Annotated in this window: 12 protein-coding genes; all 12 read left to right on the forward strand. The window is 46.8% G+C overall.

Annotated elements, in window-relative coordinates:
• The 12 genes from NSQ91_RS00255 to NSQ91_RS00310 all read left to right on the forward strand — a co-directional run bounded on the left by NSQ91_RS00255 (position 1) and on the right by NSQ91_RS00310 (position 11,899).
• Entirely contained in the window at positions 1–231 is a 231-nt protein-coding gene (locus NSQ91_RS00255; protein WP_036678789.1) for an anti-sigma-F factor Fin family protein, read from the forward strand.
• A gap of 131 nt (positions 232–362) precedes the next feature.
• Positions 363–3,887, forward strand: coding sequence for a transcription-repair coupling factor (gene mfd / locus NSQ91_RS00260; protein ID WP_038568019.1), 3,525 nt, complete (start codon positions 363–365; stop codon positions 3,885–3,887).
• Positions 3,874–4,914, forward strand: a complete 1,041-nt coding sequence (locus NSQ91_RS00265; RefSeq protein WP_076130070.1) for a peptidylprolyl isomerase — start codon at positions 3,874–3,876, stop codon at positions 4,912–4,914. Before mfd ends, NSQ91_RS00265 begins: the two co-directional genes overlap by 14 nt.
• A gap of 255 nt (positions 4,915–5,169) precedes the next feature.
• Positions 5,170–5,712 (forward strand): stage V sporulation protein T, encoded by a 543-nt coding sequence (gene spoVT / locus NSQ91_RS00270; RefSeq protein WP_036678783.1) that lies wholly within the window; start codon positions 5,170–5,172, stop codon positions 5,710–5,712.
• 148 nt (positions 5,713–5,860) lie between these two features.
• Complete coding sequence (locus NSQ91_RS00275) at positions 5,861–7,543, forward strand: putative polysaccharide biosynthesis protein (protein WP_076130071.1); 1,683 nt, start codon at positions 5,861–5,863, stop codon at positions 7,541–7,543.
• 27 nt (positions 7,544–7,570) lie between these two features.
• Positions 7,571–9,070 (forward strand): nucleoside triphosphate pyrophosphohydrolase, encoded by a 1,500-nt coding sequence (gene mazG, locus NSQ91_RS00280; protein WP_076280240.1) that lies wholly within the window; start codon positions 7,571–7,573, stop codon positions 9,068–9,070.
• 289 nt (positions 9,071–9,359) lie between these two features.
• Positions 9,360–9,632, forward strand: a complete 273-nt coding sequence (locus NSQ91_RS00285; protein WP_036678778.1) for an HU family DNA-binding protein — start codon at positions 9,360–9,362, stop codon at positions 9,630–9,632.
• Entirely contained in the window at positions 9,632–9,910 is a 279-nt protein-coding gene (locus NSQ91_RS00290) for an RNA-binding S4 domain-containing protein (protein WP_076130073.1), read from the forward strand. The genes NSQ91_RS00285 and NSQ91_RS00290 overlap by 1 nt, the downstream gene beginning before the upstream one ends.
• 159 nt (positions 9,911–10,069) lie before the next feature.
• The gene (gene yabP / locus NSQ91_RS00295) at positions 10,070–10,354 is read left to right on the forward strand and encodes a sporulation protein YabP (RefSeq protein ID WP_036678773.1); all 285 of its coding nucleotides are present in this window, start codon (positions 10,070–10,072) and stop codon (positions 10,352–10,354) included.
• Positions 10,351–10,914 (forward strand): spore cortex biosynthesis protein YabQ, encoded by a 564-nt coding sequence (gene yabQ / locus NSQ91_RS00300; RefSeq protein WP_248549707.1) that lies wholly within the window; start codon positions 10,351–10,353, stop codon positions 10,912–10,914. Before yabP ends, yabQ begins: the two co-directional genes overlap by 4 nt.
• 24 nt (positions 10,915–10,938) lie before the next feature.
• The gene (locus NSQ91_RS00305) at positions 10,939–11,274 is read left to right on the forward strand and encodes an FtsB family cell division protein (RefSeq protein ID WP_076130075.1); all 336 of its coding nucleotides are present in this window, start codon (positions 10,939–10,941) and stop codon (positions 11,272–11,274) included.
• Between the two features lie 124 nt (positions 11,275–11,398).
• Positions 11,399–11,899 carry a S1 domain-containing RNA-binding protein gene (locus NSQ91_RS00310; protein ID WP_036678766.1) on the forward strand — a complete coding sequence of 167 codons (501 nt, stop codon included), beginning with the start codon at positions 11,399–11,401 and terminating at the stop codon, positions 11,897–11,899.
• Positions 11,900–12,158: the final 259 nt, after the last annotated feature.

Consider the following 12,158-nt stretch of genomic DNA (forward strand, 5'->3'; position numbering starts at 1 on the left):
ATGGCAATAAACTATGTTTGTAGGCACTGTAAGACATCTCTAGGCAGTATTAATAGAAGTGATGTTACAGAAATGCAGTTGGGCCTTCATTCCTTGACCCCTGCGGAGCGCAGAGATATAATAGCGTATAATTCAGAAGGTGAAATCACGGTAAAGGTTACTTGCGACTATTGCAAGGAGGCTTTAGAGAACAATCCGGAGCTTAGCCTGCTGACAAGTCCGCTTCAGTAAGGTGGAAGCGCCTGTCTCTATCGTCATCCGCAAGCCTTGGCGTTACAGCTGAGGCTTCTTTTCGATTCCAATCATAATAGGTGACGGTGGCTATGCCACCGTTAGCCTGTTTAGTAAGAGAGGTGCGCCTGTTGTTACAAGGTCTTATAGAAGCTTTTTCCAAGGATCCCGATTTCCAGTCTATCACCCATGGTGTTGCTGCAGGTATGAAAGAGCAGCTCATATCGGGGCTTACAGGTTCTGCTAGACAGATTATGCTTGCAGCATTACATGAAGAGACAACTCGTCCCTTACTTGTAGTGACTCATAATATGTTTTCGGCCCAGAAGATGGCCGATGATTTGCAGGAAGCGCTTTCTCCTGACCGGGTTCTGCTCTATCCCGCCAATGAACTAGTGGCTGCAGAAGCGGCTGTATCAAGCCCAGAGACACTGGCTCAGCGTATAGATGTGCTGACCAAATGCGCTCAGGGCTTCCGTGGTATTGTTGTAGTTCCTTACTCAGGAGTGCGTAGATTGCTGCCAGCCCCAGAGGTTATGGCAGAGGCACAAGTCACCGTTTCCCAAGATGGAACGCTTGCTCTGGATGAATTTTTGATGTCCATGATTGAAATGGGCTATGAAAGAGTAGAGCGGGTTGAAAATCGTGGTGAACTGAGCGTACGGGGTGGAATAATTGATTTTTATCCAATGACATCTCCTTTGGCTTATCGGGTTGAGTTATTTGACGATGAGGTTGATTCCATAAGAACTTTTGATCCAGTGGATCAGCGTTCTATTGATAAGGTACGTAGTGTGAAGATTACACCGGCTAAAGAGATTATAGCTAGTAGATTGCGCCAGGAATCTGCTTCTGCTGAAGCCTCAGCTATGATGGAGCGACAGTTGGAGAAGATGGCGGATCGCCAGGCGAAGCTCAGGCTGCGGGAAGAAATTGGCCGTGAGCTGGAAATGCTGCGGGAAGGTACTTATTTCCCGGAGATCTATAAATATATCAGTCTTTTATATCCTGAACGCTCTCATTTATTTGATTACATGGCCCAGGATACCATTCTTATTCTAGATGAGCCGACAAGACTGCTCGAAACGGCGAGACAGCTTGAACGGGATGAATCGGAATGGAACCTGCATTTGCTGCAAAACGGCAAATCATTGCCGGATCTAGATCTCTCTGTCGATACGGATGTTGTTATGTATCAGCGCCCGTTCCAAAGCCTGTTTATGTCAATCTTTTTACGTCAGGTTCCGCATATTCAGCCTCAGAACATTCTTGGATTTATCAGTCGTGGAATGCAGGATTTCCATGGCCAGATGAATGTGCTGAAATCGGAAATGGAGCGTTGGCAGAAGTCCGGTGTTAAGGTAATGATGCTTGCGAGCAGTGAGGAACGGATTGAACGAGTGCGCAGAGTTCTTTATGATTACGGCATTAACGAGCCGATGATTGTACAAGGAAATCTGGGTTCTGGTTTTGAGCTGCCCTCTATTCATCTAGCTGTTATAACTGAGGGAGAAATGTTCTCTCAGAAGCAGCGGAAGGCACGGAAGATCTCCAAAGGAATAGATAATGCAGAACGGATCAAGAGTTACACAGAGCTGAAAATCGGTGATTATGTCGTCCATCAGAACCATGGTATCGGAAAATATATGGGAATCGGCACGCTTGAGGTCAGCGGTATTCACCGTGATTACATGCATATTCTGTATGCTGGCGGCGATAAGCTCTCAGTTCCGATTGAGCAGATTGACCTGATTCAGAAATATGTCGGTTCCGAAGATAAAGAGCCGAAAGTATATAAGCTAGGCGGCAATGAATGGACACGAGTGACCAATAAGGTTCGTTCCTCCGTTCAGAATATTGCTGATGATTTGATAAAGCTATATGCTGAGCGCCAAAGTGCCGCAGGATATGGTTTTGAAAAGGATACACAGGAACAGCATGAATTTGAAGAAATGTTCCCTTACGAGGAGACCCGAGATCAGCTTCGGGCTATCGAAGAGATTAAGAAGGATATGGAACAAAACCGGCCAATGGACCGATTGCTTTGCGGTGATGTTGGGTATGGTAAGACTGAAGTGGCTATTCGGGCGGCTTTTAAATCAGCGATTGAAGGTAAACAGGTGGCGGTGCTAGTCCCGACAACGATTTTGGCTCAGCAGCATTATGAGACCTTCCGGGAACGTTTCGCTAATTACCCGCTCAATATTCAGGTCTTAAGTCGTTTCCGCAGCCGTAAAGAGCAGAACGAGACGATTAAAGGCGTTAGGGCAGGAACTGTCGACGTAGTTATCGGTACACATCGTCTGTTATCTCAGGACCTTGTATTCAAGGATCTGGGGTTATTAATTGTGGATGAAGAACAGCGTTTCGGCGTGACTCATAAAGAAAAGCTGAAAAAACTGAAAACGAATGTAGACGTTCTTACGCTGACTGCAACTCCAATTCCTCGTACGCTACATATGTCGATGCTCGGAGTGCGGGATTTGTCTGTCATTGAGACCCCGCCAGAGAACAGATTCCCTGTACAGACGTATGTAGTGGAGCATAGCCAGACCCTTACGCGGGAAGCTGTAGAGCGGGAATTAGCTCGTGGTGGTCAAGTCTATTATCTCTATAATCGTGTGCAGGGCATTCAAGAAATGGCTGCTCAAATCTCTATGCTTGTTCCTGAGGCTAGAGTTGGCATCGGACATGGTCAAATGTCGGAATCTGAGCTGGAGAAGACCATTCTCGATTTCCTTGACGGAGAATACGATGTGCTCGTCAGCACAAGTATTATTGAGACGGGCGTAGATATTCCGAACGTTAATACACTTATTGTGCATGATGCGGATAAAATGGGCTTGTCTCAGCTCTATCAGCTGCGTGGACGTGTAGGCCGGTCCAATCGGATCGCTTACGCTTATTTCACGTATCAACGGGACAAGGTGCTGACAGAGGTTGCAGAGAAACGTCTGCAGTCTATTAAGGAATTTACGGAGCTGGGCTCTGGTTTCAAAATAGCGATGCGAGATCTGTCTATTCGCGGTGCAGGTAACTTGCTGGGTGCAGAGCAGCATGGCTTTATCGCATCCGTGGGGTTTGATCTGTACTCACAAATGCTGGCGGAGGAAATTCGTAAGCGTAAGGTTACTGTGCTTGGGGAGGAAGATACATCCCTGAAAGAGGGCAATACAGTCATTGATTTGTCGATTGACGCGTATCTGCCGTCAGAGTATATTTACGACAGTATCCAAAAAATTGAAATTTATAAAAAAGTGGCGGCAGTAACCTCCTTCGATGATGCTTCCGAGCTTGAAGATGAGCTCTTGGATCGGTTCGGTGAGTTACCTGAAGCCGTGGTGAATCTACTATCGGTCGCTCGTTTGAAAGTGTATGGAAAAATGTATGGCATTGATTCCATGATTAGACGCGGAGATGATGTTACCTTGAATTTCTATGAGGGAAGTCTCGGCGCTTTAGACACAGCGAAACTCGCCAAAGTTGGAAATAGCTTCGAAAGACGTGTACAATTTGATAGGGATGCGAAAGCCAGTATCCGGGTCAAATCGAAAGATTTAAGTGATAAACAGCTGCTTGACTTGCTTGAACAGTTTCTTAAGGAAGCTAAACAGTCTTTTAAATCGAAGGGAGAACTACACAATGTCGTTAAATAAAACAAAATCATGGAAAGTGCTGCTCGTTTCATTGGCAGCGGCAGTTTCCTTTTCTATGCTAGCAGCATGTGGAAATAGTGCGGATGATAATCAAGCTGTGGCCACTTATAAAGGTGGAACGATTACACAAAAGGAATTTGCAATGGATCAGAAAATCATGAAATTTCTCTCTCCACAACAAGCGCAATATTTAGAGATCGATGCGTTTAAGGAGTCCATTCTGAAGCAAGAAGTGGGCTTTGAATATTTGGCTTCCCAAGCAACGGATGAAGCGAAAAAGCAAGCGGAGAAAGAAGCCGATACTCAAATCGCAAGCATTAAGGAACAGTTGGGCGATACCTATAAGAAGACATTGAAAGATGCTGATGTTACAGAGAAAGATATTCGTACTTATATGGAGCGTGTGCTGACAGTTTATCAGGATATGCTGCTTAAAGTGACTGATGATGAAGTTGTCAAAGAATTCGAAGCGACTAAAGGCGACTTTACGGTTGCCACACTGCGTCATGTGCTAATTGGTCTGACAGATGCAGACAACAAAGAGCGTACCAGCGAAGAAGCGCTTAAAATAGCGAAAGAAGTTAAGGCGAAGCTGGATGGCGGTGCTGATTTCGCAGCCATCGCTAAGGAATATTCTGACGATACTGGCTCTAAAGAGGCAGGCGGAGAATATAAAGATAAAGCTGTAGGCACTTATGTGGAGGAGTTTAAGAAGGCTGCTCAGACCTTGCCTCTAAATACCATCAGTGATCCTGTAGAAACTTCTTACGGTTACCACATCATCAAGGTGGAGTCCCGTACAGACAAGACTTTTGACCAGTTAACGGATGAGCAAAAAGAAGGCATTAAGAGCTCAATTGTATCCAAGAACCTAGAAACGTTCATGGAAAAGGATCTGGAAGCCATTATTGAGAACATCAATCTGCCAAAAAGCTCTGCTGCCGCAGATGAAACCGGAACAAATAGTGGAACAGAAGCCACTACAGCTCCAAGCGCATCCCCAAGTGCTACAGATGCCGCTGAATAAACATCGGTAAATATGGACAAGCTTACCTTAGAAAAGCCATCTTCACTTAAAGTGAAGATGGCTTTTTATTTCGCAGAAACGGTTGTAGAACTACCTTTATCTTGATGCAGATATTAATACATGTCAGCTTATGTATAAGGATCTGGGAAGAGATGAATACTATGGTCAGATATTACGATAAATCACTGGGATTATCCTTTCCCATAATGGACAGTAGTAAGACCATACTTCTTAAGAAAGCGGGGCACATGTGAAATGAAAGCTACTGGAATTGTTCGCCGTATTGATGACCTCGGACGCGTGGTTATTCCCAAAGAAATTAGACGTACTCTTCGTATTAGAGAAGGAGACCCACTGGAAATATTCGTCGATCGGGACGGTGAAGTCATTCTCAAGAAATATTCTCCGATTGGTGAGTTGGGTGACTTTGCAAAAGAGTACGCGGAGTCATTGTTCGAAGGTACTGGACACATTACGATGATTGCTGATCGTGACACCTTCATTGCCCTTGCAGGCGGCTCCAAAAAAGATTATTTGGAGAAACAGGTAGGAGTGCTGCTGGAGAAAGTCATGGACAGCCGTAAGACTGTGTTAGAAACCAATGAAGGCAGTTATGAAATTGCTAAAGATCATCCGGATTTGGTGTCCTCATATGTAGCCTCACCGATCATTTCCGGTGGAGATCCTATTGGTTGTGTAGTGATGGTGAGCAAGGATGATTCGGCGAAGATGGCGCAAATGGAAATAAAAATGGCCGAAACGGCTGCCGCTTTCCTGGGCAAACAAATGGAGCAGTAATCTTAATTTAGACCCCGCTTTCCTTTTGGTAAGATATACAAAGGGCAAACGGGGTTTTGTCGTTTACACAAAACCGTTTCTACTTGTGGGCATACATACGTTATAATATAGAAATTCATCCCATCAAAGTTGTAGAAGCAGGTATTATATGAAATCTAATACACAAACATCACGATTGCTGCAAGGCGCATTTATCCTTAGTGCCGCGGCCATTATCTCAAAGCTTATTGGCACACTTCAAAAAATTCCGCTGCAAAATCTAGGCGGAGATGCTGTATTTGGTATATACAACACAGTGTATCCCTTGTATACAATGCTGTTAACGGTAGCTATGCTAGGTCTGCCTGCGGCGATCTCCAAATTTGTCGCCGAAGCTTCGGCTGGGAGACGCGATGAAGAAGGCCGCCGGATTCTACTATTATCCGCGCTAATTACAGGCATCAGCGGCTTGATTATCGGCGCCATCACCTATGCAGGTGCACCCATCATTGCCGAATGGGTAGGTAACTCACATGTAATGCCTGCCTTGCGGACAAGCGCCTGGGGTCTGGCTGTTGTCCCTGTCATGTCGGCCATACGCGGGTACTTTCAGGGGCTGCATAATATGGTTCCTACAGCCGTGTCACAGATTGTAGAGCAGTCTGTACGGGTTACAGTGATGATTATTCTTCTGTTATATCTCACTTCGCAGGGAGCAGGAGCCGAGAGTATCGCTGCTGGCGCGCTGCTTGGTTCTGCCGGAGGGGGAGCCGCAGGGCTTGTAATTATGCTGCTGTACTTGAGACGTCACCGCCGGAGGGTAAAACAGGAAGCTGCTGCTGAAGTAGCTGCTGCTGTCGAAAGTCAGCGTGTAAGAGCGCTGGATGCAGGACATGGGCTAGGTTCCAAGCAAGGGTTTATGGGCATTAAAGCAGGTACACTGCTGGCTTATGGAATTCCCGTAATGCTAGGTGCACTGGCTATGCCTCTTATCGGTCTTGTAGATGTATTCACTGTGCCTCGACTGCTGTCGTCTGACGGAAGTGAAGTAGCTGCGATGGCCCAGTTTGGTGTGTACAATCGGGGTTTGCCACTTGTGCAGATTATAACGATGATTGCCACCTCACTGTCTGTTGTGTTCATTCCAGCTTTGGCGGAAGCGAAGTACAAGGGAGATATGAAGCTGATTGAGACCCGCTGCAGCTTGTCGCTGCGTTGGTTCTGGCTGTTAGGTCTAGCGGCCTCAGCCGGCCTTGCAGTGCTGGCTGAGCCGATTAATATGGCTCTTTACGGCGATACCGCTGGCAGCAGCACAATGACTTGGCTGGCTTTTACCGCTGTTGGCGGTACAGTCAGCATCATCTCTGCTGCGCTCCTCCAGGGCCTCGGCTACGTGCGCGCCCCGGCCCTGCACCTTTTGGCCGCCGCGCTGCTCAAGGCGGCCCTGAACCTGCTGCTGGTTCCGCAGCAGGGCATTACCGGCGCGGCCATCGCTGGCGTGGCCGCGCATTCGTTCGCAGCAGCGCTTAATGTGCTGCTGCTGTACCGCCAGGGCCATCTGCGGCTTCGCCTCGCAGATGCCCTGGCACGGCCCGCGCTGCTCACAGCGGGCCTGGCTCTTGCCGCCGCAGCTGCCAGCTGGGGCACTGGCGCCGCAGCTACGGCCGCTGGCATCGGCGGCGGACGCACCGCCAGCTTGGCGCAGAGCCTGCTCGGGGTGCTCGCAGGCTGCGTTGTCTTTGCCGTAGGCGCGGTGGTGCTGCGGCTGCTCAGCGAAAGCGAGCTTCGCCAGCTTCCGGGCATCGGCCCGTCTCTGGCGGACAAGTTCAAAAAGCTGCGTTTATTTCCATAATTAACCCGCTTAAAAGGAGGAACAGATATGAGTGCAACATTAACAGTTGTTGGTCTCGGGTCAGGTAATCCCGATCGGCTGACACTAGGAATTATAAAAAAACTGAAGGCAGCATCCGTTGTCTACGTTCGTACCCAAGAGCATCCAGTCATGGCTGCTCTCACCGAGCTTGAAATCGCCACGCAATCCTTTGATGGACTGTATGAAACATTAGCTTCGTTTCCTGAGGTTTATGCTGCAATTACTTCAAAATTGATTGAAGAGGCTCGCTCCGCCGCAGAGGGTACAGATATTGTCTATGCGGTTCCGGGGCATCCCATGGTTGCAGAGTCAGCTGTTTCACAGCTGCGTCAGCGTTGCCCGGAAGAAGGAATAGAACTGCAAATATTAGGCGGGGAGAGTTTTCTGGACGAGGCGTTTGTGCGACTGGGGTTCGACCCTATTGAAGGCTTCCAGTTATTAGATGCTTCAGGCATTCGCAGCGCTCAGCTTCAACCTGAATTGCATACTCTGATTGGCCAGGTTTATGACAGCTTTACAGCTTCGGAGACAAAGTTATGTCTGATGGAGCTGTATCCGCCCGAATATGAAGTGGTGGTGGGTCATGCCCTTGGCGTGGAGAACGAAGAAAACATTGTGACTGTTCCTCTATACGAATTGGATCGGCTTGAGGGTTATGGTAATTTGTCTCTGGTCTATGTACCTGCGAATCGTGAGGAGAAGCTAAGAAATCGTACTTTCGCTCGCTTGCATGAGATTGTCGATATTTTGCGTAGTCCGGACGGTTGTCCGTGGGATCGGGAGCAGACTCATGAATCTTTGCGTAAAAATCTAATCGAAGAAACCTACGAAGTGCTGGAGACGATTGATGAGGATGACCCAGACCATATGAAAGAGGAGCTGGGCGACCTTTTGCTGCAGATCATGCTGCACTCCCAAATGGAAGAGGAGCTGGGCACGTTTAACGTATTTGACGTCATAGAAGGACTGAATGATAAGCTTATCTTCCGCCATCCCCATGTATTTGGTGACAAGAATGCGAATGACGCTGAAGAAGCTCTGATCAATTGGGAGGGCATGAAGGCAGAGGAGAAGCGGCGTAAAGGCGTGAAGCCAGAGGAATTATCCGCCCTCAGTGGGGTTCCGCGTGATTTGCCCGCTCTTATGAAGGCGTACAAGCTTCAGAAAAAAGCATCCAAGGTGGGCTTTGATTGGGACAACGCTACGGATTGCTTAGCTAAGGTTCGTGAAGAAATAGAAGAGCTGCAAGAAGCCATCGATACTGATGCAGCCGCCGAGGATCAAATTCTGGAGCTGGGCGACCTGTTATTTGCTGTTACCAATGTTGCCCGATTTATTGGCGCAGATCCGGAAGAAGCTTTAACCCGGACCAACCGCAAATTTGTGCGTCGGTTTCAGTATATCGAGCAAAGTCTGCGAGCCAAGGGTATGAGTGTAGAAGATAGTAGCTTGGAAGAGATGGAAGAGTTGTGGCAGGAGGCAAAGACTGAGGAACGAAAAGTATAGTAATTTTCTCAGACTATGTACGGTATACGGACCTTAAGATGAGGCAATGCTGTGAAAGTAGCATTCATCTCTGATTTAGATTATGGCGAGTAGTTTAATAGTGCTATAGAATAGATTCTGCGACGATTTCTGAGAAATAACTGTTTCTTTTTTTAAAAAACGACGATTCGTGGCAGGATTTTAAGATGACATCAAGAATATCATAAAGACGAAATGACGACTTGCCCCATAATATGGCGGTGAATCTCGTTTCATTTATTTTTTCGTATCCTAGGAGGAACTTTAAATTATGAACAAGACAGATTTGGTAAACAACATTTCCGAGAAAAACGGATTGGCAAAAAAAGATGTAGAAGCAGTATTGAACGGATTCTTGGGTGAGATCACAGAAGCTTTGGCAAAAGGCGATAAAGTTCAACTGATCGGTTTCGGTACATTCGAAACTCGTAAACGTGCAGGACGTACTGGTCGCAACCCGCAAACGGGCACAACGATTGAAATTCCAGAATCAACTGTACCGGCATTCAAAGCTGGTAACAAGCTTAAAGAAGCCGTTAACTAATGCGTCTTGACAAATTCCTGAAAGTGTCCCGATTAATCAAGCGCCGTACAGTGGCCAAGGATGTGTCCGAACAAGGCCGGGTGCTGATTAACGGGCGGGAATCTAAGCCAAGTAGTGCAGTTAAGATCGGTGACGAGATTACTGTGCAATTTGGACAAAAGCTTGTAACGGTCAAAGTCGAAAAGCTAGTCGAAACGACACGCAAGGACGAAGCCGCTGGTATGTATACTCTACTTCGGGAAGAGCCTGTTGCCAAAAGCACCGGCTTGGACTGGTAGGAGTAACATAGTTAATAGTAAATAAGAAGGCACAACTTTACATATTGTAGAGTTGTGCCTTCTTTTTTCTTTTTTTATCTCTCTTATTTTAGTGGATTGGAATGTTCTATAACTTCTTCTACTGCCATAGATTAGAGGTAAGAAGGAGGGGTACATGCTATGATCGAGCCAGGAAAGGTAAATAAACAGCATGATCTGCACATGCGCAGTCGTAAACAGCTAGAGTTGACGGGCGTGCAAAATGTGGAGAGCTTTGATAGCGAGGAATTTTTGCTTCGTACAGAACTCGGCCATCTCACCATTCGCGGGAATCATTTACATATCAAAAATTTAAGTCTGGAGAATGGACTGTTGTCCTTGGAGGGCAATGTACATTCCCTGATTTATCTAGATCCCGGATCGCAGGGCAAAAATAAAGGTCTACTCGGTAAGCTATTTAAATGAATCCTGCAGTTCAGTGGCTGACGCTGTTCTACATGATATTGGCCGGGGTGACAATGGGACTGGCCTATGACAGCTACCGGGTGCTGTCGCTCAAGTTCAATTTTCCCAAATGGCTGAATGCCATGCTTGACCTGCTGTATTGGCTTTGTGCTGCTTTGTTTGTTTTTAGAATGCTCTATGCCGGAAATCAGGGGCAATTGCGATTTTATGTCTTTTTAGGTTTATTTCTAGGAATATGGATCTATTTTTTGATCTTCAGTGTTACGGTGCGGCGTTTTGTGTTAATGTTAATTCAATCGGTTCAGTATATGTGCAGATTGCTATGGAGACTTGTGGAGATTCTAATAGGTAAACCTCTTCGCTGGCTTTGGCGCCTTATTATAGGGTTGCTAGTGCTGCTAGGTCGTATTCTATTATTCATCCTTAAGCTTCTGCTACGTCTAACGAAGCCAATTTGGGTATTACCAGTAAGATGGATTTCTCCATGGTTATCTCGGCTTAAGCATAGCGCCTGGATCGTGAAGATTTCTGGATGGATTACCAAATGGCGGAAACGCTGACCTTTGAATTAGGGGGTACGCTGCATGAACAGATTCACTGCGGAAGAGAAAAGTAATCCCAGCAAAAATTCGGCCGCAGGCGCGAAGAGAAGAAGAGTCATGTGGATTCTCTTTGTGGCAGTATTTTTTGGCTGGGCGGGTTATACTTACTTCAATCAAAGTGCGGCAATTACGGACAAGGGCGAGCAACTCGCCAAGAAACAAAAGACTAGTGAGAGCGTCACAGCATCTTTGAATCAACTGAAATATGAAGTGTCCAGACTTAATGATGATGAGTATATTGGCCAATTAGCGCGTAAATGGTACAATATCTATCCTCAAGGGGAAACTCCTATTCGAACAGAGCAATCAGAGCAATAATACCGGCTAAAAGAGGCTTTTACTCTGTTGCCTTGCTTTGCTCTTTACTGTATAATCAAATCACCGCAGACAGGATGACCTTAATATTCGTCTGTATATTTTTAAGGGAGGATCATTTTATTCTATGGCAATTGAAGTGGGCACCAAGTTAGAAGGCAAAGTGACAGGCATCACGCATTTCGGAGCATTTGTGGATCTGTCAGGAGGTGTCACAGGTCTCGTTCACATCTCGGAAATCGCCGATAATTACGTCAAGGATGTTAACGATCATCTGAAGATTAGTGATGTAGTAACCGTCAAGGTGATCAACGTCGATAAGGACGGCAAGATCGGACTTTCCATTAAGCAGGCTGTTGACAAGCCAGCATCGGAAGTACGTCCGCCTAGAGCTCCAAGACCAGAACGTCCTAGCGGCGGAGACCGTTTCGGCGGCGGTGGCGGCAGTGGTGGAGGCGGCGGTGGATTCAATCGTGAACGGGGTGGGCGTCCATTTAAGCCTGCAGCCGGTAAACCTTCATTCGAGGATAAAATGTCGCGATTCCTGAAAGACAGCGAAGAACGGATATCTTCGATTAAGAAGAACACAGAAGGAAAGCGCGGAGGCCGTGGAGCCAAACGCGTATAATCCAATACCTGTACATCATAAATAACCGCAAGGGCATTTCGCCCTTGCGGTTTTTTTGTCGTGTCATATAAACTTGCCGACAGCATCCATGTCATTCTCACATAACTCTAGGGCAATCGCTGGCGAATGACCGCCAGGCTTGCGCCTAAAACTGCACTGGAAACAAGCTTAAGGAGAAGCAACCTACTGCGCCGCAAGGGATCGATCTATTTTTTTAGGAATAATGAACAAAGGCTTTTTTGTCGGAAATTTCTTATGA

The sequence above is a fragment of the Paenibacillus sp. FSL R7-0048 genome (assembly GCF_038004505.1).
GTDB classification, from domain to species: Bacteria; Bacillota; Bacilli; order Paenibacillales; family Paenibacillaceae; genus Paenibacillus_AQ; species Paenibacillus_AQ odorifer.